Source organism: Rhodococcus sp. IEGM 1408 (assembly GCF_033142235.1).
In the GTDB taxonomy this organism is placed as follows: domain Bacteria; phylum Actinomycetota; class Actinomycetes; order Mycobacteriales; family Mycobacteriaceae; genus Dietzia.
The window spans coordinates 214,374-240,143 of the sequence record NZ_JAWLRW010000003.1 but is presented as its reverse complement, the minus strand read 5'-3'; the positions used below and the strand labels follow the sequence as shown (position 1 = coordinate 240,143).

The 25,770-nt window shown below is 71.9% G+C and carries 17 protein-coding genes; 12 read left to right on the top strand and 5 right to left on the bottom strand.

What is annotated here, in order from left to right; translation table 11 throughout:
- Nucleotides 1-9: 9 nt before the first annotated feature.
- Nucleotides 10-663: a TetR/AcrR family transcriptional regulator gene (locus R4P08_RS06365; RefSeq protein WP_317812934.1), complete on the bottom strand. Its 654-nt coding sequence runs from the start codon at nt 661-663 to the stop codon at nt 10-12.
- 146 nt (nt 664-809) lie between these two features.
- Here R4P08_RS06365 and R4P08_RS06360 point away from each other — a divergent pair, with 146 nt between their 5' ends.
- The 8 genes from R4P08_RS06360 to nudC all read left to right on the top strand — a co-directional run bounded on the left by R4P08_RS06360 (nt 810) and on the right by nudC (nt 14,274).
- Nucleotides 810-1,847: a DUF3152 domain-containing protein gene (locus R4P08_RS06360; RefSeq protein ID WP_317812933.1), complete on the top strand. Its 1,038-nt coding sequence runs from the start codon at nt 810-812 to the stop codon at nt 1,845-1,847.
- 5 nt (nt 1,848-1,852) lie between these two features.
- The gene (locus R4P08_RS06355; protein ID WP_317812932.1) at nt 1,853-3,067 is read left to right on the top strand and encodes a ThiF family adenylyltransferase; all 1,215 of its coding nucleotides are present in this window, start codon (nt 1,853-1,855) and stop codon (nt 3,065-3,067) included.
- A gap of 26 nt (nt 3,068-3,093) precedes the next feature.
- On the top strand, nt 3,094-3,999 hold the full coding sequence (locus R4P08_RS06350) for a TIGR02569 family protein (RefSeq protein WP_317812931.1): 906 nt from the start codon (nt 3,094-3,096) through the stop codon (nt 3,997-3,999).
- Nucleotides 3,996-5,240: an MFS transporter gene (locus tag R4P08_RS06345; RefSeq protein WP_317812930.1), complete on the top strand. Its 1,245-nt coding sequence runs from the start codon at nt 3,996-3,998 to the stop codon at nt 5,238-5,240. Before R4P08_RS06350 ends, R4P08_RS06345 begins: the two co-directional genes overlap by 4 nt.
- Before the next feature lie 112 nt (nt 5,241-5,352).
- Nucleotides 5,353-8,766: a PD-(D/E)XK nuclease family protein gene (locus R4P08_RS06340; protein ID WP_317812929.1), complete on the top strand. Its 3,414-nt coding sequence runs from the start codon at nt 5,353-5,355 to the stop codon at nt 8,764-8,766.
- Nucleotides 8,763-12,107 carry a UvrD-helicase domain-containing protein gene (locus tag R4P08_RS06335; protein ID WP_317812928.1) on the top strand — a complete coding sequence of 1,115 codons (3,345 nt, stop codon included), beginning with the start codon at nt 8,763-8,765 and terminating at the stop codon, nt 12,105-12,107. Before R4P08_RS06340 ends, R4P08_RS06335 begins: the two co-directional genes overlap by 4 nt.
- Before the next feature lie 62 nt (nt 12,108-12,169).
- Nucleotides 12,170-13,249, top strand: coding sequence for a potassium channel family protein (locus R4P08_RS06330; protein WP_317812926.1), 1,080 nt, complete (start codon nt 12,170-12,172; stop codon nt 13,247-13,249).
- 104 nt (nt 13,250-13,353) lie between these two features.
- On the top strand, nt 13,354-14,274 hold the full coding sequence (gene nudC / locus R4P08_RS06325) for an NAD(+) diphosphatase (RefSeq protein ID WP_317812925.1): 921 nt from the start codon (nt 13,354-13,356) through the stop codon (nt 14,272-14,274).
- A gap of 36 nt (nt 14,275-14,310) precedes the next feature.
- Here nudC and R4P08_RS06320 read toward each other — a convergent pair whose 3' ends face one another.
- Nucleotides 14,311-14,586 carry a mycoredoxin gene (locus tag R4P08_RS06320; protein WP_317812924.1) on the bottom strand — a complete coding sequence of 92 codons (276 nt, stop codon included), beginning with the start codon at nt 14,584-14,586 and terminating at the stop codon, nt 14,311-14,313.
- A gap of 113 nt (nt 14,587-14,699) precedes the next feature.
- Here R4P08_RS06320 and R4P08_RS06315 point away from each other — a divergent pair, with 113 nt between their 5' ends.
- Nucleotides 14,700-16,814 (top strand): ATP-dependent DNA helicase UvrD2, encoded by a 2,115-nt coding sequence (locus tag R4P08_RS06315; protein WP_317812923.1) that lies wholly within the window; start codon nt 14,700-14,702, stop codon nt 16,812-16,814.
- Between the two features lie 36 nt (nt 16,815-16,850).
- Here the strand turns inward: R4P08_RS06315 and R4P08_RS06310 are convergent, their stop codons facing one another.
- Both R4P08_RS06310 and R4P08_RS06305 read right to left on the bottom strand, forming a co-directional pair.
- A complete protein-coding gene (locus tag R4P08_RS06310; protein WP_411741173.1) occupies nt 16,851-18,179 on the bottom strand; it encodes an ABC1 kinase family protein in 1,329 nt (442 codons plus the stop codon).
- Entirely contained in the window at nt 18,176-19,168 is a 993-nt protein-coding gene (locus R4P08_RS06305) for a hypothetical protein (protein ID WP_317812922.1), read from the bottom strand. The genes R4P08_RS06310 and R4P08_RS06305 overlap by 4 nt, the downstream gene beginning before the upstream one ends.
- Before the next feature lie 124 nt (nt 19,169-19,292).
- Between R4P08_RS06305 and R4P08_RS06300 the strand changes: the two genes are divergently transcribed.
- On the top strand, nt 19,293-19,991 hold the full coding sequence (locus tag R4P08_RS06300; RefSeq protein WP_317812921.1) for a M48 family metallopeptidase: 699 nt from the start codon (nt 19,293-19,295) through the stop codon (nt 19,989-19,991).
- A 24-nt stretch (nt 19,992-20,015) separates the two neighbouring features.
- Here R4P08_RS06300 and R4P08_RS06295 read toward each other — a convergent pair whose 3' ends face one another.
- Nucleotides 20,016-21,398 (bottom strand): zinc-dependent metalloprotease, encoded by a 1,383-nt coding sequence (locus R4P08_RS06295; RefSeq protein WP_317812920.1) that lies wholly within the window; start codon nt 21,396-21,398, stop codon nt 20,016-20,018.
- Nucleotides 21,399-21,478: 80 nt separating this feature from the next.
- Between R4P08_RS06295 and R4P08_RS06290 the strand changes: the two genes are divergently transcribed.
- Complete coding sequence (locus R4P08_RS06290; RefSeq protein ID WP_317812919.1) at nt 21,479-22,540, top strand: PDZ domain-containing protein; 1,062 nt, start codon at nt 21,479-21,481, stop codon at nt 22,538-22,540.
- Nucleotides 22,541-22,606: 66 nt separating this feature from the next.
- Entirely contained in the window at nt 22,607-25,660 is a 3,054-nt protein-coding gene (locus tag R4P08_RS06285; protein WP_317812918.1) for a UPF0182 family protein, read from the top strand.
- Nucleotides 25,661-25,770 lie beyond the last annotated feature (110 nt).

Here is a 25,770-nt window from a genome sequence, read left to right as displayed (position 1 = left end):
TACCAGGACTCAGGGGCCGGGCCGATCCCCGCTCTGGCGCGGGATCTTCGACAGGCCGCCCCAACACAGGGTGACCGTCGTGGAGACGGCGTCGGCGCGGGAGATCGGCCGGCCCGAGTCGAGCCAGTGCCCGGCGCTGACCCGGCTGGCGCCCACGAGACCCACGGCCAGCAGCCGCGAGCTGTGGGCGTCGAGTCCCGAGTCGCCCCGGACGAGGTCGTGGACCGCGTCGATGCACCCATCGGTCGCGCGGGCCAGTTCCCGCCGGATGTCCGAATCTCCGGACTCGGAGTAGAAGACCAGCCGGAAACCGCGGGTGTCGGAATCGGCGAACGCGAAGAAGGTGTCGACCGCCGCCTCGACCCGGCGGCGGTTGTCCGAGGTCGACTCCAGTGCCGCCCGGATGCGGTCGAGCAGTTCGTCCACGTGGTGGCGCAGGACCTCGATGTAGAGGTCGTGTTTGGAGGCGAAGTGCTGGTAGAGCACCGGTTTGGAGACGCCGGCGAGAACGGCGATGTCGTCCATCGCGGAGGCGTGGAAGCCCTGGTCCACGAACACGGTCCCCGCGGCGTCGAGGAGTTGCCGACGTCGGGCGCCCCGGGGCAGACGCGTCGCCCTGACACGTCCCGGGGCCGTCGGGAACGGTCCGTCCGGGCTCGTCATCTCGTGGCTCCTGTCCGCCCGGACGGGAGTCGACAGCCGACCGGGCCAGACGGACAATACCCGCACCGGCGGAGGGCCGGAGGAGTCGGCCGCCGGGGATGTGGGATCGTGGAGGCCTTGATCGATGTGGACGTGGAGGTGCGCGGATGAGCGACGGCCGTCGCCGGACGCCCGACGATGTCGACCACGGGTCCACCACTCGGGGTCCCGGTCGGGAGGACCGTGGGGAGCGCTCCCCGTACTACCCGCCCCACGGCCAACCGCTGCGGGCGCCGTGGGATCCGGAGGAGTCGACGCCGGGTCGTCGTCGCTCCGTCCCGGGTTCCCGGGACCACCTCCGCAGGCAGTCCCCGGCCGGCAGGTTCTTCACCACCTGGGGCTGGCGGGCGTACGCGATCCCAGTACTGGTGCTGCTCACGGCGCTGGTGATCGCCGACGCCGTCGCCACACCGGACCCCGAGCCGTCCGGGTCCGCCGACGCCCGGGAGACCCCCGCGGTCATCGGCGGGCCGGTCGCCGGGGTGGTGCCCCCGAGCGGGCAGCTCCCCGAGGGCGGCCCGTTCGTCGAGGACGGCACGGGGGAGTTCCGGCTCGTCCCCGGGGGCACCGACGGGTTCGGCCGCCCGACCGCCGAGCAGTTCACCTACACGGTCGAGGTCGAGGAGGGCGTCGACACGGTGGACTTCGGCGGGGACGACGCCGTGGCCCGGATGGTCGATGCCACCTTGGCCAACCCCAAGAGCTGGACCGCGGACGGCGCCGTGGCGTTCCGGCGCACCGCCCAGGGCGAGCCCGCCTTCCGGGTGTCGCTGACGAGTCCCATGACCGTCCGCGAGAACTGCGGGTACGACATCGAACTCGAGGCCAGCTGCTACAACCCCGCCACCGGGCGGGTCTACCTCAACCTGGCGCGCTGGATCCGGGGGGCGCGGTCGTTCCAGGGCGATATCGGTTCCTACCGTCAGTATCTGGTCAACCACGAGGTAGGCCACGCCATCGGGTTCCCGCAGCACGAACCGTGCCCGGCGGACGGGGTGTTGGCGCCGGTCATGATGCAACAGACTTTCGGGGTGACCAACGGGGAGATCTTCCGTCTGGACCCCGAGGGCGTGGTCCCGGACAACCAGGACACGTGCCGCTACAACGCGTGGCCGTTCCCGGACGGCCCGCCGGGGGCTCGGTGAATCCGGTGACGGGTGACGCGGACACGGGCCTCCCCCCGCTGGTGGAGCCGGTCGACCAGCTCACGCCGGACGAGCGGGCGCGCTACTCCCGTCATCTCCTGCTCGGGGCGATCGGCGACGAGGGGCAGCGCCGGCTACGCGCCGCGTCGGTCTTCGTGGTGGGAGCGGGGGGCCTCGGCGCGCCGGTGCTGATGTATCTCGCCGCGGCGGGTGTCGGGCGGATCACCGTGATCGACGACGACGAGGTGGACCTCGGCAACCTGCACCGGCAGGTGATCCACTCCGTTCCGGCGATCGGCCGACCCAAGGTGGATTCGGCCCGGGATCGGCTGGCCGAGTTGGCCCCGGGGGTCAGGGTCGACGCCGTGCACGCCCGCCTGGACGCGTTGAACATCGGCGCGCTCCTCGAGGGTCACGATCTCGTGGTGGACGGCAGCGACAACTTCGCGACCCGCTACCTGGTCTCCGACGCCTGCGAGCTCGCCGGGATCCCGGTGATCTGGGGGACGATCGACCGTTTCCGCGCCCAGCTCGCCGTCTTCTGGTCCCGTCCTCCCGCACCGGCTGTCGCGGTGACCCTCCGTGACCTCTACCCGGCCCCGCCACCCCCCGGCTCCGTCCCGAGCTGTGCCGAGGCCGGGGTCGTGGGCGCCCTGTGCGGCACGGTCGGCTCGATGATGGCCATGGAGGCCGTCAAGTTGATCACCGGCGCCGGCCGGACCCTGTTCGGTCGGCTCGTGCTGATGGACATGTTGGAGACCACCAACCGGACGGTGACGATCCGGCCGGACCCGTCCCGCACGCCGGTGACCGCCCTGCCCGACGGGGACGACTCGTGCGAGGTGCGGACCCCGGACGCGGACTCCGTCCCCGAGGTCACGGCGTCGGAGCTCGCGGCGGAGTTGGCGGACGCGGGAGCGTCCGGCGCGGTCGCGCCCGTGCTCGTGGACGTCCGCGGAGCCGGAGAACGATCGATCGCGATGATCGAACCCTCGGTGTGGGTCCCGCTGGACACGGTCTCCGAGGACGCGGCCGACCCGACGGGGGTTCTCGGCCGGGCCGCGGCACGGGGACCGCTCGTCGTGTACTGCAAATCCGGGGCGCGGTCGGCCCGCGCGGCCGCGACGTTGACCGGTGCGGGTTTCGCCGGCGTCCGCTCGCTCGCGGGTGGCATCGAGGCGTGGACCCGCGACGTCGACCCGTCCCTGCCCGGGTATTGACCGATGGGGTGGGTACGGTGGTCGGCGTGAGCGACGTGACTGTTCCCGAACACGTCCGCGGCGCCTTCGGCGTGGCGGATGGCGTGGCCGTGCCCGTGGTCGCCGGTTCCGGGACGGGGTGGCTCGTGACCTCGACCGGGGCCGCGCCCGGTTCCTCCGTGGTGTTCCGGCCCGTTACCGACACGGCCCTGGCCAACTGGTCAGCGCGGGTTCGCGAGGAACTCGACGTCACCGGCCTGCGGGTGGCGCTCCCCGTGCGCTCCACCGACGGCAGACACGTCGTCAGCGGTTGGCGCGCGGACCGGGCCGTCAAGGGGCGTCCCGAGGCCCGCGCCGACGAGACGATCGCCTGGTCGGCCCGCATCAACCTCGCGCTCGCGTCCGTCGAGCGTCCCCGCCCGGTCCGGAGACCCGCCACCCGGCCGTGGGCGGAGGCGGACCTGTTCGCCCTGGCTGAGGTCGCGTCGTGGGACGGGGATCCCGAACACGACCTCGCCCCCGGCATGGAGGACCGTGGGACCGCCTTCGCCACGCACCGCGCGGCCGCGCTGCTCGGCGCCACCGGCCTCATCCGACTCCGTCGCCCGGTCGCCCCGGTGGCGGGTGGTGGGGTCGTCCACGGAGACCTCGCCCGGGGTCTGCTCTTCGACTCCTCGCCCGAGCCCGCGCTCACGGACGTCGTCCCCTACGCCCGCCCGGCGTCGTGGTCGGCGGCGGTCGTCGCGGTCGACCACCTCTCGTGGGGGACCGTCGACACCGGGGTGCTGGGCCGCTGGCGCCATCTGGAGCACTGGCCCCAGATGGTGTTGCGCGCCGCGGTGTTCCGCCTGGCGGTGCATGCGCTCCACCCAGGTTCCCGGCCGGCCGCCATGGACGGCCTCCAAATGATGGCCCGCGCCGTCGAGGAGTACGTCGGCGACTCGGCCTCATGACTCCCCGCTCTCCGCGAGCCGGCGCCCGCGGGAGCGCGCTCGCGTTCCCCGTGGTGGCCCTGGTCGGGGTCATCCTGGTCTCGCTCAACCTCCGCACCGCCGTCACCTCACTGAGTCCGCTGCTCGGGGTGATCGACGCCGAGATCGGTCTCGGCACCGGGGGCATGAGTCTGCTCGGGATGGTCCCCACCGCGATGTTCGCGCTCTGGGGCGTCCTCACCCCGATCGCCCTGCGTCGGATGGGCCTGGAGATGCTCACCGTTCTGGCGATGGTCGCCGCCGCCGCCGGGCAGGTGCTGCGCGCGCTCGCCCACGACCCGTGGGTGATGGGCGCCGGATCCCTCATCGCGCTGGCCGGGATGGGGATCGGCAACGTGGTGGCGCCGCCGCTGGTCAAGAAGTACTTCCCGCGGCACGTCGCGGCGGTGAGCATGGCCTACATCACCGGACTCCAGCTGGGTACGGTCGTGCCCGCCCTCGTGGCCGTGCCCGTCGAGGAGGCCGCCGGATGGCGGGTCTCGATCGGGTGGTGGGCGGTCCTCGCGATCGTCGCGGCGGTGCCGTGGATCGTGGAGATCCTGCGCACGGACCACGAGGACCGGACCACCGCTGCCACCTCCACCACCGGCCGGGCCGCCGGCGGGACCGCCCCCGTACAGCGGATCCGACCCTGGCGCTCGCCCGTCGGCGTGGCACTCGCGCTGTTCTTCGGGACCAATTCACTGTGCACCTACGCCTTCTTCACGTGGCTCCCGGCCGTCGCCGAGTCGATAGGGATGACCCGTGCCGAGGGCGGGCTCGCGCTGGCCGTGTACTCGGCCATCGGTCTGATCGCCGCCCTGGTCGTGCCCTGGGCGGCGGGCCGGTTCGACGACCCGTACGCCGTCGTCGTCGTCTCCATGGTCTGTTATCTGGCAGGCTTCGCCGGGCTGCTCTGGGCGCCGGACGTCGCGCCCTGGCTGTGGATCTGCTTCCTGGGGGTCGGCCCCAGCACGTTCCCGCTCTGCCTGACCCTCATCAACCTCCGGACCCGCACCCAGGCCGGGTCCGCGGCCCTGTCCGGCTTCGCGCAAGGAGTCGGCTACACGGCGGCGTGCCTCGGACCCATCGTCTTCGGTGTCCTCCTTTCCGGACCGGGCCTCGGCGCGGGCCTGGCGTTCCTCACGGCGGTGCTCGCGGTGATGGCCGTGGTCGCCCGGACCGCGTGCCGCCCCCGGATGCTCGAGGACACCCTGCGTTGACGGCACTCTGGGCTGACGACGGCCCTGTGCTGACGACGGTCGCTGTACCGACGACGGCCACCCGACGTCGCCGAGGGGGTGGGCTGTCGGAGGCGTGTGGTCTCATCGAGCCGTGACAGCAACCGCCGCCCCCACAACCGCCGCCCCCACGGCCGTCGCTCCCACGGCCGTGGCTCCCACGGTCGTGTATCCCGCGGCCGTCGGTTCACCCGGGCCCGTCGGGTTCCACGACTGGCCCGCAGAACTCGGCGGTCTGGTCGGCCGGGACTGGGATAAGGGGTCGGGCGGTCGGCAGGACCGCTGGGTCGTCCGCGGCGGGCCGGGTAGCGGCAAGACCACCCTGGTGGCGGATGTGGTCCGCGCCGCGGTGACGGGTGGGGTGGGCCTGGACGGGGTCCTTGTCCTCACCGCGTCGGCCACCGCCGGGGCAGACCTCCTCGAAGAGGTGACCTCCGGGCTCCCTCCCGAGCTCGTCGTGGGGACGGATGCCCCCGTCAGGACCGTGCACTCGCTCGCCCATGCCGTCGTCCGCCTGGCAGCTGCCCGGGTCGACGCCCCACCGCCGCGCCTTCGGACCGGTGCCGAGCACGACGCCTTGGTGCGCGAGACGCTTCTCGGCGAGGCGATGGACGGTGCCCCGTATTGGCCCGAGCAACTACGGCCGGCGCTGTCGACAGTGGGCTTCGCCCGGGAGCTCCGCGATCTCCTGCTGCGTTCACTCGAGAGGGGGATCGGCCCCCGCGAACTGGCGCGACTGGGCCGGTCGGCGGGCAGACCGGCATGGGTCGCCGCGGCCGGCTTCTTCCGCCGACACGAGGAGCAGATGGCCCTGAGGTCGGGCCTGCGTGGCGGGGAGTCCGACGTGCCCGAGGCGCTCAACGCTGCCGAACTCGTGGGTGCTGCGCTGGACGCGCTCACCGCGGATCCACAGTTGCGGGAGATCTTCCGGTCCCGGCGGCTGGTGGTGGTCGACGACGCCCACCACCTCGACCCACTCGCTGCCGAGTTCGTGGCCGCGGTCGGCGGTGGTGCGGACGTCCTGCTCGTCGTCGAGGACGGGGACCAGTCGGTGTTCCGTTTCCGCGGCGCGGACGGCGGGCTCGCCCGTGCGGTGGTGGACCAGGGCGGCCGGGCGGTCGACCTGCACGCGGGCCAGCGCATGGCCCCCGCGGTCGCCGCCGTCGCCGCGCGGATCGGTTCCCGGCTCCCCGGCGCGGCCCGCCACCGCCCGCGCGAGGTCGTCCGCAGCACCGGGCCCTCCGGACCCGCCGGGCCTGCAGGGGGAGCCGCTGGACCCACCCTGCCCACGGCGTCTGCCGGTGCCACCGACGCCACGGGCGGAGACGGGTACGTGGAGGTGACCGTCGCCAGGTCGGCAGCCGCCGAGGCCGCCGTCGTCGCGGACTTCCTCCGCCGTCGCCATGTGCTGGACGGGATCGACTACGGCGAGATGGCGGTCATCACCAGATCCCTGCCCCGGGTCGCCGATGCCCTTCTGGCCGCCCTCGACGCCGCCGGCGTCCCGGTTGTCGACGCGGGCGCCGAGCTGCCCCCGGCGCACGACCCCGTGGTCGCGGCGCTGCTCCTGCTCCTGCGCTCGGCGCTCGAAGGGGCGGACGGCACAGACGCCGAACGCACCCTCGCGCTGCTGTCCGGTCCCATCGGCCGTGCGGACCCGATCGCGATGCGCCGACTGCGGCGCGGGATCCGTCGCTCCGGGATCGGAGGGTCCGAACCCAGCGCCGAGACCCTCCGCAAGCTCGTTCTGGCTGACGAGGACCCGGCCAGGTCCGGCGTCACCGCGGTCGAGCTCGCGCCGGTCACCCGCATCAGGCATGCACGAGCTGCGGTCCTGGACTCCCTGCGCTCGGGCGGCACTGCGGAAGAGGTGCTCTGGGCCGCGTGGTCGGCGTCGAGGATGGAACGGCGACTCGTCCGGCAGGCAGTCTCCGCCGACCCGTGGTCCCGCTCGGCGGACCGGTCCCTCGACGCCGTGGTCTCCCTGTTCGATCACGCGGCGGACTACGTGGACCGAGTCCCCGGGGGGTCGGTCGCGCTCTTCTGTGACGTGGTCTCCGGAGAGGACCTGCCCGCCCCCCGCCGGGCCGACACGCGGGCTCGCGGCGGAGCCGTCAGCGTGCTGTCCGCCCACGCCGCGGTGGGCCGGCAATGGCGGTCGGTGGCCGTGTGTGGGGTCCAGGACGGGTTGTGGCCCGCGCCCCGCCGACGTTCGGGCCTGCTCGGGGTCGACGAGCTCGTGGATCTGACGGAGGTGGCCGGCGACGGCCCGGTGCCGTCGGAGGCCGAGCGGGCGGTGTCGTCCGCGGCGGCCCGGGCGGCCGAGGAACGACGGCTGTTCTATGTGGCCTGCTCCCGCGCGAGTAGCCACCTGCTCGTCACGGCGGTCGAATCCCCGGAGGAGGGAGACGTCGCGCCGTCGCGGTTCCTCGACGAGATCTCGGATCTCGCCACCGCGGCCGGCGGACCGGCTGGTTCCGGCGATCTCGGAACGGTCCCCACGGACTCGGTCTCCGCGCGCTACGCGCCCACCGTGTTCACATTGCAGCATCTCGCGGTCGACCTCCGGGCCGCTCTCCTCGACCCGTCGACGGACCCGGGGGATGCCGCGCGCGCGGCCGGTCTGCTCGCGGGGCTCCGTGACGCCGGGGTCGAGGCGGCCGATCCCGGGACCTGGTTCGGCTCGACCGAGCCGTCCACCACCGCGCCGCCCTTCCCCGCCGGACCGGATGAGCCGGTCGCCGTCCTCTCGCCGTCCGGGTTCGGGGCGCTCGAGGAGTGCCCGCTGCGGTGGTTCCTGCAGAAGGTGCGGGGGGACTCGGCCGACGCGGGTTCGTCCGCGGCCCTGACCCGGGGTTCGGCGGTCCACGCGCTCGCCCAGGCGGTCGAGGGTGGGATCTCCGAGGACGGGATACGGACCGCGGTGATCCGCCGGGCTGATTCGCTCACCCGCGCCCGGGGATGGTTTGCCGAACGCGGAGCCGAGTCGATGGTCGGCATGGCGGAGTCCTTCCGGCAGTGGCGCGCCGACACGCGGGGCGAGTACACCACCGCAGGGGTGGAGGAGGCGTTCGTCTTAGACGTCCCGGGCGGGGTGCGTGTCCGGGGCCGGATCGACAGGCTCGAGGCCACCCAGTCCGGGGCCGTGGTGCCGGTGGACGTCAAGACCTCGCCGAGTGCCGTCACCAAGGCGGTGGCGGCGGCGCACCCCCAGCTCGCGTTGTACCAGCTCGCCGTCGCGGAAGGTGCAGTCGAGGCGGCGGCAGATCGTGCCCCCGGGGGAGGGCTCCTGTTGTACCTCGGGGGTCGGGAGGGCCGGGCGCCCACCGAACGCGTGCAGGACCCGCTCACGGTGGACGCCGCCGCGGCGTTGACCGAGCGCGTGGTCGAGGCGGGCCTAGCGACCGCCGGACCCACCTATACCGCCCGCGTGGGTTCGTGGTGTGACCGCTGCGACGTGCGGTCCAGCTGCCCCGCACAGATCGAGGGCCGGCAGGTGATCGAGTGACCACGTCAGATTCAGAGGCCACGTCGACGGGGCCGAACCAGATCGCTGACGCGCTCGGGGTGCACCGTCCCACCCCGGAACAGGCCGCAGTGATCGCCGGACCCACCGAGCCGACCCTCGTCCTGGCCGGCGCGGGTGCCGGCAAGACCGAGACGATGGCCGCCCGCGTGGTCTGGCTGGTGGCCAACGGACATGCCCGTCCCTCCGAGATCCTGGGGCTGACCTTCACCCGCAAGGCTGCCCAACAATTGTCGAGGAGGATCCGGCGGCGGCTCGACGCGCTGGCCAGGAGCCCGCTGTGCACCGGACCCGGGGCGGACCCACGGATCGCCGAGTCGATCCGGACCGAGGATCCGCAGATCTCCACCTATCACGCTTTCGCCGGGAATCTGCTCGGGTCCTACGGGCTGCTCGTCCCCGTGGAACCGGATTCGCGCCTGCTCTCACCCACGGCGGCGTTCCAGCTCGCCTACGACGTGGTGTCGCGGTGGGAGTCGCCTCTGACCACCGGGTCGTCCGCCGGGCAGGTGACCCGCGACGTTCTGACCCTCGCCGGTCAGCTCTCCGAACACCTGGTCACCACGGACGAACTCCGCGCGCACCCCGACCTCGTCTCCACCCTCATAGCGACCCTGCCCGGTGGACCCGGTCAGCGCGACGCCCCCACAGCGTGGCTCGAGACCACAGCCACCGCCCAGGGACACCGGGACGAGTTGGCGGATCTGGTGGACGCGGTCGCGGCGCGCATGCGATCAGAGTCCGCCCTGGACCACTCCTCGCAGATGGCGCTGGCGGCGACGGTGGCCCGCGACCACCCCGAAGTCGGGGAGGCGGAACGCCGGGCGTTCCGGGTGGTCCTGCTCGACGAATACCAGGACACCGGGCACTCCCAGCGCGTCCTGCTGGCGTCGCTGTTCGGCGGCGCGGCGGACCCCGTCCCGGCCGTCACGGCCGTCGGAGACCCCATGCAGTCCATCTACGGGTGGAGGGGAGCCTCGGCGTCCAACCTGGATCGGTTCCGCGACGACTTCCCCCGGCCGGGCGGCGAGCAATCGCACCTGCGCGAGCTCACCACGTCTTGGCGCAACCCGCCCGAAGTGCTCGCGCTGGCCAACCGGATCACCCTCCCGCTCCGGGATCGGCCGGGCTCGGTGCCCGTTCCGCAGTTGCGAGCGCGCCCCGGTGCGGAGCCTGCCGACCTGAGGGTTGCTGTGACGAACACCGCCGCGGAGGAGCGGGACTGGCTGGCGGACTCCCTGGCCGCTCGGTACCGCGCCGTCGTCGACGAGGGTCGCGTCCCGACGGCGGCGGTGCTGGTCCGCCGCAACGGCGATTCGGCGCCGATCGCAGAGGCACTGGAGGCGCGCGGCCTGCAGGTGGAGATCGTGGGAGTGGGCGGACTGCTGGACGTCCCCGAGGTGGCCGACGTGGTCTCATTGCTCACGGTGGTCGCCCGCCCCGGTGCGGGCGCCGCCCTGGTGCGACTGCTCAGCGGGTCCCGGTTCACCCTCGGCGCCGCGGACCTGGCCGCGCTGGCCCGGCGCGCCGCCACCCTCTCGCTCCGACGACCGGCCGCGGCCACCGGGGCCGTGACCACGCCCGAGGACCTCGAGGACCTCCTCGACGCCATCGCCCGGGGTGAGGAGACCGACGCAGCGGGCCTGGCGGACGCCCTCGCCGATCCCGGCCAGGCCGGAACCTACAGCCCGGACGGGATCGCTCGGATCACTGAGCTGGCGACGATCATCGCCGGTCTCCGAGCAGGCGCATCCGCGCCCCCGGCACGGTTGGTCTCCGCCGCGGAGCAGGCGCTGGGGCTCGACGCGGAGGTCCGGCTGCGCGAGCGTTCCGGTGGCGGCGAGGCACGCGAGCAACTCGACGCGTTGCGAGAGGTGGCCGCGGGGTTCCGGGCGGATCGGGGCTCGGGTCTCGACGCCTTCCTCGCCCATCTCGACCTGGCACGCACCGTCGACGGTGGTCTCGCCAGGGGGGAGGTGGCCGCGACACCGGGGCGGGTGCAGATCCTCACCGTGCACTCCGCCAAGGGTCTGGAATGGGAGATCGTCGCCGTGCCGCACCTGTCGGTCGGGGTCTTCCCGTCCGACCGTGCTCCCCAGACGTCGGTCCGGGCGGCTACCCACCTGCCCGAGGCGCTGCGCGGGGACCGGGAGTCCGAATCCAATCCCGGCGGGGTCCCGGTGCCCCGGCTCGACGGGGTGGCAGACCGCAAGCTCCTCGAGTCCGCGCTCAGGGGACACATAGACCGCGTCAAGAGGCGCTCGCTCGACGAGGACCGTCGGCTGTTCTACGTGGCCGTCACCCGGGCCGAACGCTCGCTCCTGCTCTCGGCGTCGCACTGGCACGGGACCGGATCGACGTCGCGGGGACCGTCCGAGTTCCTCCTGGAGGTCCTCGAGTCGTGCCGGGGACCCGAACCACTGGGGCAGGTGGACCACCTCGTCGTCGCACCCTCCACCGCCAACCCGGCCACACAGTCCGTCGTCGAGGCGACGTGGCCTCGCGCGGCGCCACCGGACCGCCGGGCCGTGGCGCTGGCGGTGGAGCAGGCCGTCCCCGTGGACCCGGAGAACGACCGTGCTCCTGACCCGGGGCCGGCTCGACGTTGGCATCTCGCGGCGGCGGCGTTACTGGCGGACGCCCGCCGGGCCGCCGCGAAGCGGGATGCGGTGGTCCTGCCGCGACGACTGACCGCGGGCGAGGTGGTGGCCATGGCGACGGACCCCGGCGCGTTTGCCGACCGACTCCGCAGGCCGGTCCCGTTCCGCCCGGACAGGTTCGCCCGGCGCGGTACGCGGTTCCACCTCTGGCTCGAGCACCGCTACGGCGCCACCCACCTGCTCGACATCGACGACCTGCCCGGCGCCGGTGACCGGGACGCCGTCGACGGGCTGTCCGAGTCGGACCTCGCGGATCTGCAACAGGCGTTCGAGTCGTCGCGATGGGCGCGACTGACCCCGGTGGACGTCGAGGTGCCGTTCGAGGTGGGCCTCGGGGGACACCTGCTGCGCGGGCGGATGGACGCGGTGTTCGCGGACGGAGACGACTGGATAGTGGTGGACTGGAAGACCGGACGCGTGCCGAGCGAGAGGGAGCTGCCCTCGGTCTCGCTGCAGCTGGCGGTCTACCGATACGCCTGGACCAAGGTCATCTCGGCCAGGCTCGGACGGACGATCGAGCAGGACAGGGTCCGGGCGGCCTTCCACTACGTCCGCTCCGGGCGCACGGTGGAGCCGACCGACCTCCCCGACGCGGAAGAGCTGCTGGTGCTCCTCGGTGACGGACCGGGGAGGGGCCGACTGTTGTCCGATGAGGGCCGATAGGCAACGATGGTGCCGGTGATGATGCGGATCGACGGCGGTGCCGTACGGAAACGGAGCTGTCGATGGTGAGGAAGCGCGCGATATCGTCTCGATTCCGTGGCAGCGACCCGCTGGACGAGAGCCCCGACCACGTCCTGGTGGGCGTGGTGAAGATCCCGGAGAACGCCGATACCCCGTGGCGCCTGATCGTTAAACGCGTGATGATGGCCGTGATCGCGCTGACTCTGGCCGCGCTCGTCGTCTACTTCGACCAGGACGGGTACGAGGGAGGTGGGGGGCCGAACGGTGAGATCACGCTGATCGACAGCTTCTACTACTCCACCGTCTCGCTCTCGACCACGGGCTACGGCGACATCTCCCCGGTCACGCAACAGGCGAGGTTGATCAACTCTCTGTTCATCACACCGCTTCGCGTCGTCTTCCTCATCCTGCTCGTCGGTACGACACTGTCCGTCCTGACCGAGCAGTCCCGTCAGGCCTTTAAGATCCAGCGTTGGAGGAGTGTCTTGCGCAATCACACTGTCGTCGTGGGCTACGGCACCAAGGGGCGGTCGGCTGTCGCCGCGATGCTCGCCGACGAGATCGACCCCGACGACATCGTCGTCGTCGACACCGACCCGCTGGCACTGAAGTCCGCGGCGGCGCGCGGTCTCGTCACCGTCCAGGGATCGGCGACCCGGTCGGACGTACTCAAGCTCGCCGGCGTCACCCGTGCGAGCGCGGTGGTGGTGGCCACGAACTCGGACGACACGGCGGTACTGGTCACCCTGACCGCGCGGGAGCTCGCACCGAACGCCAAGATCGTCGCAACGGTCCGGGAGTCTGACAACAAGCACCTGCTCAAGCAGTCCGGTGCGGACTCCGTGGTGGTCTCCGCGGAGACCGCAGGGCGACTGCTCGGTCTGGCCACCATCACCCCGACCGTCGTGGGGATGATGGAAGACCTGTTGACCCCCGACGAGGGCTTCTCGATCGCAGAACGACGGATTGAGGAGACGGAAGTGGGCGGCTCACCGCGGCATATGGCCGAACTCGTGCTGGGTGTGGTCCGCAAGGGGGAGCTCATCAAGGTCAACGAGCCCGGAGCCGACTCGCTTGAGTCCGGTGACCGCTTGCTCTACATCAGGATGGTCGCGGGCTGATCTTTCGCAGCTGACAGGGCGCCGGAGAAGCCGACGGCCGGGCCCGCCGCTGCCGCTCGTTACCCTGAATACTCCCCGCACTACCGGTGTAAAGGACCTCAACGATGCCGCTGGATTTCAGCCTGAACTCCGACCCTGTCCTGTCCGTGTCGGCGCCCGACCGGGCCGCACAGCTCAGGCAGGACGCCGACGGGTTGGCGCAGGGCTGGGCCACCGCGCGGGTGCTGCGAGTCGACCAACGCAACCGTTTCGCCACCGACCCGACTGGCGGTGGGCGCCGTCGAATCCGCCTGGAACCGGCGCGGGACCACGCCGAGTCGCTGCCGGGAACCGCCGTGTTCCTCGGTCTCACCGAGGTCGGCCAGCACATCTGGGCGCTGCCGGTGGAGGACCTGCCCAACGATCCCGCGGTGGGGAATCTCAGATCATGCGGAGCCGACCTGGTGGAGGGCGACGGGTCACTCGCCTCTCAGGCGATCGCACTGATCGGTTGGCACCGGGACACGATCCGGGGACGCGATCCACAGCACCACCCGCGTCGGACGGACGCCGGCTGGGCGATCGAGGACCCGTTCCACGGTGGACCCGAGTACCCCCGCACCGACCCGGCCGTGATCTGCCTGGTCCACGACGGCGGACGTCGCGTGCTGCTCGCCCGACAACCCATCTGGCCGGTCGGGATGTACTCGCATGTCGCCGGCTTCGTCGAGGCGGGGGAGTCGCTGGAGGGGTGTGTGCGCCGCGAGGTCCAGGAGGAGGTCGGTGTGGTGGTCGACCGCGTCCGCTACCTCGGGAGTCAGCCGTGGCCGTTCCCCCGCTCTCTCATGGTGGGCTTCCACGCGATCGGCGATCCGGACGCGCCGATCATCCTCGAGGACGAGGAGATCAGCGAGGCCGCCTGGTTCGACGTCGACGAGGTCCGTGCAGCACTGCACGGGCACGGCGCGTTGACGGTCGCGCCGCCGGTGTCGATCGCGCACGTGATGCTGGATTCGTGGGTGGCGGCGGTGGACCGCGCGGTCTGACCCACGACCGCGCGGTCTCGGCCGACGCGGCCTGAGTCAGGCGTTCGCGAGCTCGGCGAGCTTGTCGCGCACCTGCGAGGCGGGCGGGTTGGTGGCCGTCGTGCCGTCCGAGTAGAGCGCGGTCGGAACGACCCGGTTGCCTCCGTTGACACTTTCCACGAAGGCCGCGGCCTCGGCGTCGGCCTCCACGTCGATCTCGGTGTAACCGATCTCCTTCTCGTCCAGCAGCTTCTTGAGCCGGTTGCAGAAGGGGCACCACGTGGTGGTGTACAGGGTGAGGGCGCTGGCATCGACTTCTCTGAGATCGCTCATGACGGGGTGCAACGTCCGGGAGCGATGGAATCTTCCCCCGGGGGGAGGCCGGCGGCGGGGTGTCGGACCCGGATGCCACGATGGGGGAGTGAGTGACATGGGGCTGATCTGGCATGAGTGAGAGTCGGGAGACCGCGCTCGACGGATTGGACCCGCAGCAGCGGCGGGCCGTCCTGGCGCCGCGGGGCCCCGTCTGCATCCTCGCGGGTGCGGGCACGGGGAAGACACGGACCATCACCAGGCGCATCGCCCACCTGGTGACCACCGGGCACGTCCGGGGCGACCAGGTCCTGGCCGTGACGTTCACCGCCCGCGCCGCAGGGGAACTACGAATGCGGCTGGCGGGCCTGGGTGTGGCGGACGCGGGCACGGGTCCGGTCCAGGCGCGCACCTTCCACTCCGCAGCGCTTCGCAATCTCTCGTTCTTCTGGCCGCGGGTCTATGGGGAGGAGCCGTGGCAGTTGCTCGACGGCCAGTTCCGGGCGGTCGCGCAGTCCGTACGCAGGGTCGGGTTGGACCCGTCCACGGAGAACATCCGGGACGTCCTCACCGAGATCGGCTGGGCCAAGTCGAGCCTGCTCACCCCGGACACCTATGCCGAGCAGGCGGTCAAGCTGGGCCGTGACCTACCGGTCCCCGCGCCCGAGGTGGCGCGGGCGTTCCGCGCCTACGAGGACCTGAAGGTCTCCGGTCCCGTCCGGATGCTCGACTTCGACGACCTGCTCATGCACATGGCAGAGCTCATCGAAGAGGTGCCGGCGATCGCGGAGGAGTTCCGGGACCGGTACCGGTGCTTCGTGGTCGACGAGTTCCAGGACGCCACCCCCGCCCAGCAGCGCCTGCTGATGGCCTGGGTCGGCAAACGCGACGACCTGACAGTGGTGGGAGACGTCAACCAGACCATCTACTCGTTCGCAGGGGCGGACCCGGATTACCTGCTGGGCTTCGCGGACAGGTACCCCGACGCGACGGTCGTGCGACTGGAATCGGACTACCGGTCCACCCCGCAGGTCGTCGACCTCGCCAACGCGGTCATCGGTGCGGGTGCGGGGCGGTTCCGGACAGCCGGGCTCACGCTGCGGGGGATGCGCCCACCCGGCCCTGACCCCGTCCTCACCGAGTACCCGGATGAGGACGCCGAGGCGGTGGCGGTCGCGGGGGCCATCGCCGACCTGGTCCACGGGGGGCTCGACCCCTCGGAGATCGCGGTCCTGTACCGCATCAACGCGCAATCGGAACGCATCGAGGCCGCGCTCGACGAGGTGGGGATCGGCTACCGACTCAAGGGCGGGGAGGGCTTCTTCGACCGGCCGGTGATCCGGCGGGCGATGTCGGTGATCGACCGACTGGTCGACGGCTCGGACGAGGAGGCGGCCGGGGAGGCGTACTCGGCGCTCACGGATCCCACCGACATCGTCAAGGTGATCCGCGAAGCGTTGGCGCCGCTGGGACTCACTGCCGCCGAACCGTCCGGTACCCAGGCGAGGGAGGCCTGGGATTCGCTGGCCGCGCTGGTGGGCCTGGCGGAGGAGATCGCCACCACCGAGACCCGGCCAGGACTGCTGGCTACCGTGGCGGGGTTGCGGGCCCGGGCCTCCGCGAGGCACGCACCGGACGAGCGGGGAGTCACCCTCGCGTCGTTCCACGCGGCCAAGGGGCTCGAGTGGGACGCGGTGTTCCTCCTCGGCGTGCACGAGGGCAGTCTGCCCATCAGCCACGCGATCAAGAGCGGGCCCGACGCCATCGAGGAGGAGCGGCGCCTGCTGTACGTGGGGGTCACCAGGGCGAGGGAGCACCTGTCCGTCTCGTGGAGCCGCAGTCGCCGGGCCGGTGGTCGCGCGACCCGCCGGCCCAGCCGCTTCCTCGACCCGGTACGACCGGCTCCGACGCCCGCGGGTTCCGGCCGGGCGAGCGAAGCGCCGGACAAGGGCCGCTGCCGTGGCTGCGGGGAGAGACTCACCGGGCCGATGCACCGTGCGCTGGGACTGTGCCCGGAGTGCTCGGTGGAGATCGACACCGGGCTGTTCGAGCGGCTCCGGGATTGGCGAAAAGAGACCGCCGAGCGCATCGGCAAGCCGGCGTACACGGTGTTCACCAATGACACCCTCGCGCAGGTCGCCCGCGAGCGACCCACGGACAGCAGGTCGCTCGGGAAGATCGGTGGCATCGGAGCGCACAAGCTCAGCGAATACGGGGACGACGTCCTCCGCCTGGTCAGACAGGGCTGAGTAGGCCCGGTACCCGCCCGCCCGGCACCCGCCCGGTCAGACCCCGTCGGGGAAGATCTCCGGCATCCACCGGTGCACGATCTCCCGGTAGGGCGCGGTCGCCTCGAGTTGGCACAGCATCCCCACTGAGGCCGACAGCACCCGGTGGATGAGGGCGTATTCGCGGGGCAGGGTGAACGAGCGCGAGGTCCGGAACTCCCGCCCGGAGAAGTCGCCGTAGACGGCCACTATCCCCTGCAGCCAGGCCCGGTCGAAGTGGAACTCGGGGTGGCGCATCGGCTCGATGAACGGATCGAGGAAGGCCATCGCGTCCCCCGGGTCCATCCCGTTCCGGCCCACGTAGCCGGCTCGGGTCATGAGTGCGAGCAGCTCGTCGGCTTCCCCGGCCAGAGCGAGGCGCATCATCGAGCTGAGGACGTCGGGCATTCCCTCCGGCAGGGGGAGCGAGGCCCCGAAGTCCAGAACGACCATCCGGCCGTCATCCGCGAGCAGGAAGTTCCCGGGGTGCGGGTCGCCGTGCATCATGTGGACCCGGGTGGGAGAGCAGAACTGGAACTCGGCAAGCAGCTCGCCGGCCCGGTTGCGCTCCTCGCGCGTCCCCACCGCGGCGATCTGGCCGAGCGTGCGCCCGTCAGCCCATTCGGTGACGAGCACTTTGGGGGCCGAGGCCAGGACGGCGGGGACCCGGATCTGCGGGTCGTCTCGGAACGCCGCGGCAAACACCCGCTGGGTGTCGGCTTCACCGCGGTAGTCGAGTTCGGCCACGGCGCTGTTGTACAACTCGTCGATCACGCCCCGGACGTCCGTGCCCGGGGCGAGGGGGCGCAGGAAAGGGGAGAGACGGCGGAGCTGGCGCAGGTCGGAGCGCAGCGCCTCGTCGGCACCGGGATACTGCACCTTGACCGCCACCTCGCGGCCGTCCGCCCAGACCGCACGGTGCACCTGCCCGATCGAGGCGGCGGCGGCGGCAGCACCGTCGAACTCGGCGAACCGCTCACGCCACCGGAGGCCGAGTTGGGTGTCGAGGACCTTCTCGACCTCGGCGGGCGGGAGGGGCGGCGCCCCGGCCTGCAGCTTGGTCAGCGCCTCCCGGAACGGACCGGCGTACTTTTCGGGCATCCCGGCCTCGAACACGCTGAGCGCCTGCCCGACCTTCATGGCCCCGCCCTTGAGCTCTCCGAGCACCGCGAAGACCTGTTCGGCGGCCTGGTCGGCCAGCTCCTCGGTCAGGTCGCCCTCTCCGCGGCCCAGAGCTCGACGGCCCAGTGAGCCCGCAGCACGGCCGGCGATTCCCAGGGGCAGACCGGCCAGGCGTGCGGCTCGGCGGGACGAGGTGCGGGGGAGGTCGGACACGACCTCAATCATGACAGAGGAGGAGGGTGCGCCGCGGCGCCGCAGGTACAGCGCCTCGCCGCCGGCCACTCGAGTCTTCGCCACAACCCCTCCGCCGGATTGATCTCCACGCTCGCACCGACGGTCTGGAGTGAACGGCCCGGCTCGCGGCTGGCTGCGACCTCGGCCAGGACGAGAGCCGCCGCCGCGGTGAGGGCGGGGACCCCGGCTTCCGGGGACCGGCCGACGAGCTGGGCGGCGACGAACGGCCACCTGGGGTCACGGCGGGCCCGGAACAGGTCGATGCACCGCAGGCACGGGCTGATCCCGGGCAGGACGGTCGGCCCCACCACCACCCGGCCGTCGCGGCAGTACACGTGGAGGTGAACCTGGCCGGACCGCGTGAGCGCCGCGGTCACGACGGGGTCGATGGCGATGGATCCGGTGAGGATCACCAGGTCCGGGGCCGGCCCGCGGCGGTGCCAGGGGGGCCGGTCGGGGTCGAAGGTCAGTCCGGGGTTCGGCCCGGTGGTGACCCGGCAACCGTTGACCGACAGCGGTCCGCGCAGCACCTCCGACACCTGGCCGTTGCCGAGGATATGGACGCGTCGGACGGGCGGCGGCAACGTGGCCGGATCCGGCTCGCCGGTGAGGATGCCCGGCGTGGTGAGGCGGACGTGACCGAGTTCGGCCAGGCGCACCAGGATCCGGGCGACGGAGGGCAGGTCGGCGGAGTCGACACCAGCTCTGGCGGCGGCGTCGCCGAGATCAGCACCACCTTCGAGGTCGGCGAGCAGCGATGCCAGGCCGCGTGGGCCGCACGAGGCGGGTGCGCCCACGACCACCGCCCGGTCCGGCGCCAGACCCACCTGGACCGAGTCGTGGTCCCTGACCACCACGACCGTTCCGGCCCGCAGGACGGCCCGGACCGACCCGAGGGCGGCCGGGGCGACGACGACCGCCGGTCCGGCGCCCAGCGCACCGGGGGGCGAGGTACCGACGGAACCGGCTGGTGGGGTCACGGGCACATCGTGACACGGGGCACGCGGCGGCAGGCCGCACCGCAGGGCGGTTGTCCACAGCCTCGCGCAAGCCGAGAGACCTGTGGAGAACTTCGGCCGGACGCGGTCGTCTACGGTGGTCGGCGTGCCGCCCCCGCCCCGCCCCGATGCCGCCGCCGCCCCGGAGGCTCAGCCCGCGGACGGACTTCCCACCAGCCCGGACGACCCCCGGATCGACGTGCGCCGCTCACGTCGCCGGAAGCGGACCGTGTCGGCGCGACTGGAGGGTCAGACCGTGGTGGTGCTCATGCCGGCGGGGCTTCCGCGGGCCGAGGAGCGGCGGCTCATCGCCGACATGCTGACCCGCCTGCAGCGTTCGGGACGCCGGGCGGGCACCAAGGCGTCAGACGAGGACCTGATGCGCCGCGCGACCGCGTTGTCGAACGAGTGGCTCGACGGTCGACCGCGGCCGAGGGTCGTGCGGTGGGTCTCGGCGATGACCACGCGGTGGGCCTCGTGTTCGCCCGGGTCGGAAGAGATCCGGATCAGCGAGGCGCTGCGGGACGTCCCGGCGTACGTGCTGGACTACGTCGTCGTCCACGAGCTCGCCCACCTGACCGTCCCCGGCGGTCACACACCGCAGTTCTGGGCGGCGGTGCGGCGCTACCCGCGGACCGAGCGGGCGATGGGCTACCTCGAGGCGTACGCGAGGGTGCTCCGCACCGGGCCCGGCGGAGCGGGCCGGGCCGAGGGTGACGGTGACGGTGACGGTGGAGGAGAGGGTGACGGCGAGAGAGTGGGGGACCTGATCCAGGTCGACGACGACGAGGTCGCCCCCGGCTGACGAGCCCGTCAGCCGCCGAACCCGTCAGACGTCCGTGGCCGGACCATCCGTGCCGGTGTCCGGGTCCGTGCTGCTGTCCCCGGCCCCGCCTCCGGCCTCGCGGAGGAACTTCTCGATCTCGTCCACTCCGGACTCGTCGCCGGTGGACTCGTCGAGGAGCCGGTCGATCACGGCGGCGGGGTTCTCCAGGTCCTCGCCCACCGGCAGCAGGTCGGGATGGCTCCACAGGCCGTCACGGCGCTCCGTACCCACGGCCTCGCCGACCCGGCGCCACAGCTCGGAGGCCTCACGGGCCAGTCGTGGCCGCAGTTCGATCCCGACGAGGCTGGAGAACGCCTGCTCGGCGGCCCCACCGGACGCCCGGCGGCGCAGCCACATCTCCCGCAGCTTGTCGGCGCTGGGCAGGCGGTCGCCGACCGCGGTGGCGACCACCGCGTCGACCCAGCCCTCGACCAGCGCGAGCAGCGTCTCGAGACGGCCGAGAGCGGCCTCGTTCACGTTCGTCACCTTCGGGCCGATCGCTCCGGCGCCGCCTGACAGCAGCTCCTGGAGCTTGGCGGGGTCCTGCAGGATCGAGGGGTCGAGCCCCGAGGCCAGGTCATCCAGTCCGGACGTGTCCACGCGGATGCCGCGGGCGTACTCGTCGACGGTCGCCAGGACCCGTGCCCGCAGCCACGGCACGCCGGCGAACAACCGGAGGTGGGCGGCCTCGCGCGCGGCGAGGAAGACCACGACCTCCTGCCGGGGCAGTTCGAGTTCGTCGGCGAACGCGTCGATCGCGGACGGGCAGAGGGCGGCCACCCCGTCGTCGCCGAACGGCAGCCCCACCTCGGAGGAGAACAGCACCGCGGGGGCGAGCTTGCCCAGTCCCTGGCCGAGCTGCATCCCGAACCCCATGCCGCCCATCTGGTCCAGCATGCCCAGCAGCGGACCGGCGAGCTGTCGCGCCTCCTCGGGCATCGCGCCCTTGGTGGCCGAGTTCATCTGTTCGGCGACCGGGGTGCAGATCTTCTCCCAGGTGGGCAGCGACTGCTCGACCCACTGCTGGGGGGTCCAGGCCTCGGTGCGGTGCACGCCGGAGGGGAACTGGGTGGTCTCGTCCAGCCACAGCTCCGCCAGTCGGACGGAGTCCTGGGCGGCGGTCCGGGAGGCGTCACTGATGACGGGGGTGCGGCCGAGGGCCTGCAGGGCGATGGTCCGGGCGAGTTGGTAGTTGACCGGGCCCGAGGCGCCCGGGCCGGTCATCGCCGACCCCATGGAGCCGAGCATCTGGCCGAACTGCGAGAGCATCTGGCCGAACTGGCCGAACTGGGAGGGGTCGAAGCCGCCGGCGCCGCCGGGATCGGGGTCCCGGTCCTTGTCGCGCCCGTCGTCGTCGGAGGCGGAGAATCCGAAGGGGCTGTTCATGCCACAACGGTACAGCCCTGCGGGGTGGGCGGGTCCGGCCGAGATGTCACGGTCTCGCCACGCCGTCTACCCTTGCCCCCGTGAGTCGCCGACTGTCCACCCTTCTCGCCGCGCTGGTCCCGGCGATCCTCCTGCTCGTGCTCGCGACGTCGGCGACCGTTCCACTCGTGGCCATGGGACCGGGTCCCACCTACGACACCTTCGCCGAGTCCGAGGTCGAGCGCGGGGACCGGGTCGAGGCCGTCCCGGTCATCGAGGTGGCCGGCCGGGAGGCGGACGAGACCACCGGGTCGTTGCGGATGACGACCGTCGCCGTGCGGGACCGCCTCACGCTGGTCGACGCGGTGCGGTTCTGGCTCGACGAGGACCAGGTGGTTGTCCCGCGCGACCAGGTCTTCCCGCCGGACCGGTCCAGGGACGAGGTCGAGCAGACCAACAGCGCTGAGATGGTCGGGTCCGAGAACTCGGCCGAGGTCGCCGCCTACCGTCACCTGGGGATCCCGATGCGGCCCCGGGTCGAGGGTGTGGACCCCGAGGGTGCGGCCGCCGGTCTGCTGCGGACCGGCGACCTGCTCACCACGGTCGACGGCCAGCAGGTCGCCGATTCCTCCGCCGTCGTGGCGCGCGTGGGAGAACACCGGCCGGGGGACGAGGTCCGGATCGGGTTCACCAGGGACGGGCGGGAAGAGACGACGACGACGACGACCTTGCGCCCGGCCGGACCGGACGGCGACCCCGACCAGGGCCGGATAGGCATCCTCGTCGGCGACACGCCCGCCGACGGGACCGACGTCCGGATCAACATCGACCCCGACGTCGGCGGCCCCTCGGCGGGGTTGGTGCTGGCGATCGCGATCGTCGACAAGTTGTCCCCGGGCGAGTCGACCGGTGGGGCGGAGGTCGCCGGGACCGGGACCATCGAGCCCGACGGCACCGTGGGGCCCATCGGCGGGATCTCCCACAAGATCCAGGCGGCGAGCGAGGTGGGCGCCACCGAGTTCCTGGTCCCCGCCGGGAACTGTGCGGAGGCCGCGGCGGACCCGCCGGACGGCATCCGTCTGATCGAGGTGGACACCCTGGCGGGCGCGCTGGAGGCGCTGGAAGCGGCCACATCCGGGGGAGAACCACCGACCTGCGGGTGAGGCGGCGCATTTCCGTAAGGTGGGGCCCACGAGCATGTCCGCCCCAGTAGTCCAGGAGCTTCCCCGGTGTCCGTCCGCCCACCCGGCAATCCCGGACGGCCGATCGCGATCTCACGTCGCGGCCGAGCCGTCGCCATCTCCGTCGTCGTCCTCATAGTCCTCATCCAGGTACTGCCGAGGATCAACTCCACCTATACGGACTGGCTGTGGTTCCGCTCCGTCGACGCCACCAGCGTCCTGAGGGCCGAGCTCCTGACCCGGCTGGGTCTGATCGTCGTGGTCGCCCTGGTGGTGGGCCTCGCCGTGGCCGCCGGCATCCTGCTGGCCTACCGCTACCGCCCGGTGTTCCTGGCACAGGCAGGGATGCCGGACACGCTGGCGCGCTACCGGGCGGCCGTCGGCTCCTCTCCGGCCAGAACAGTGTTCTGGGCACCGGTCGCGCTCGGTCTCCTCGCCGGTCTCATCGCGCAGACCGGCTGGCAGTCGGTGCTGATGTTCGTCAACTCCACCCCGTTCGGGCAGGTCGACGCGCAGTTCGGACTCGACATCTCGTTCTACGCGTTCGAGCTGCCGCTGTGGCGGTCGATCGTCACGTGGCTGATGGTGGCCATCGTCCTGGCGTTCCTGGCCAACCTCGTCACCCACTATCTGTTCGGTGGGCTCCGTCCCGGTGCACGCGAGGGCACGCTGACGCGGGCCGCGCGGATCCAGCTCGTCAGCCTGGCCGGGCTGTTCGTGTTGACCAAGGCCGCCGCGTACTGGCTCGACCGTTACGAGCTGCTGTTCCGCGAGAACTCCACGTTCACCGGCGCCGGCTACACCGACGTCAACGCGGTGATGCCCGCCAAGATCTTCATGTTCTCCGTGGCCATCGTGTGCGCGGTCGCCTTCTTCTCGGCGATCGTCATCAGGGACCTCCGGATTCCAGCCCTGGCCACCGTGCTCCTGCTCTTCTCCGCGCTCGTCGTGGGCTCGGCGTGGCCGCTGGCCGTCGAGCAGTTCTCCGTCAAACCCAACCGGGCCGAGAAGGAACGCGAGTACATCGCCCGCAACATCGAGGCCACTCGGGCCGCGTACGACATCGGGGATGACCGGGTCACCTACCTCGATGACTGGGGTTCGGCCAATCCCAACCCGCGGGACGCCGCCTCGGACCTCACCACGCTGTCCAACGTGCGCGTGCTCGACCCCAACGTCCTCGCCCCCACGTTCACGCAGCTGCAGCAGCTGCGCAACTTCTACGGCTTCCCCGATGAGCTGAGCCTCGACCGCTACACGATCGACGGCGAGATGCGCGATTTCCTCGTGGCGGCCCGTGAGCTCAACCCCGAGGCGCTCCAGGCCAACCAGCGGGACTGGATCAACCGCCACACCGTGTACACGCACGGCAACGGCTTCGTCGCCGCCCCCGCCAACCGGGTCAACGAGATCGCCGACGCGGGCTCGGACCGCGGCGGGTTGCCCAACTTCCAGGTCTCGGATCTCGGCGCGATCTCCAGCGGCGCCGAGATGATGATCCCGGTGACCCAGCCGCGGATCTACTTCGGTGAGCTCATCGCTCAGTCGGACCCGGACTACGCGATCGTCGGCAACAACGGCGACGGCCCCCGCGAGTACGACACGGACTCCGAGCAGTACACCTACACCGGCGAGGGCGGGGTGCCGGTCGGCGGCTGGGTCAACCGCACCGCCTACGCGCTCAAGTTCGCCGAGCGCAACATCCTGCTGTCCAGCCTGATCTCCGACGATTCCAAGATCATCTACGACCGCGACCCCCGCGACCGGGTGCAGAAGGTCGCCCCGTGGCTGACCACGGACACCAACACCTACCCGGCCGTGATCGACGGCCGGATCAAGTGGATCGTCGACGGCTACACCACGCTCAAGACCTATCCGTACGCCGAGCTGAGCTCGCTGGAGGCCATGACGTCGGACTCGACCAGCGGCGCCGGCGGACGTGTGCTGCCGGACGAGGAGGTCTCCTACATCCGGAACTCGGTCAAGGCCACCGTCGACGCCTACGACGGCACCGTGGACCTGTACGAGTTCGACGAGTCCGACCCCGTGCTGCAGACGTGGATGAAGGCCCTGCCGGGCATCGTCCAGCCGCGCGAGGCCATCTCTCCGGAGCTCGAGGAGCACCTGCGCTACCCGGAGGACCTCTTCAAGGTCCAGCGCGAACTCCTGGCCAAGTACCAGGTGGACGATCCCGGACAGTTCTTCACCAACGACGCGTTCTGGTCGGTGCCCTCCGACCCCACGGTGACCTCGTCGATCCAGAATCCGCAGACCCCGCCCGTGGGCGGTCCGGTCGGCGGTCCGGCCGGCGGACCCACCGCGGCACAGACCATCGACCGGGACGGGCCGAGTCAGCCGCCGTATTACGTGGTGGCCTCGGATCCGACCGACCCCGAATCCGACAAGCCCACGTTCCAGCTGATCTCGGCGTTCCGCGGCTACGAGCGCGAGTTCCTCTCGGCGCACATGTCGGCCAGTTCGGACCCGGACACCTATGGCGCGATCACGGTCCGGGTGCAGCGTCCCACCGAGCCACTCGCGCAGGGCCCCAACCAGGCCCAGGACATCATGATCGCCTCCCCCGCGATCTCCGAGGACCGCCGACTGTGGGGCGAGACCGCCGAGATCACGGAGGGCAACCTCCTCGCGCTGCCCCTGGCGGACGACTCGGTGCTGTACGTGGAGCCCATCTACACGCAGCGCAAGGACCAGGACTCGGCGTACCCGAGGCTGTTGCGCGTGATGGTCAGCTACGACCGCGCCGTGGGTTATGCGCCCACCCTGTACGAGGCGCTACGGCAGGTGGGGATCGAGGCGGACCCCGACGTCGTGCGGATCGACGAGAGCGGGCAGGCCGAGGCGCAGGCCGAGGGCTCGGCCAGGCCGGGTGCTGCGGCGAGTGCTCCGCGATCGTCGGCACCGTCCGCGCCGGCCACAGGCGGCGGCAGCGACGCCGACCGCGCCGCGGCCGTGCGGGACCTCAGTGCGGCCCTGGCGGCGGTGCGCTCGGCTCAGAGCGGCGGGGGAGACCTCTCCGATCTGGGGCAGGCTCTCGAGGACCTGCAGGCCGCGGTCGACACCTATCAGGGGCTCGGTAACTGACCTGACCAGGAGACTGCCGCGCCGAATGTGAGTTACGTCATGTTCAGGTCGTTCTGCGTTCACCGATTTGCCTTCCGGAGCAGCCGGAACGTACTGTCATAGACGCAAAC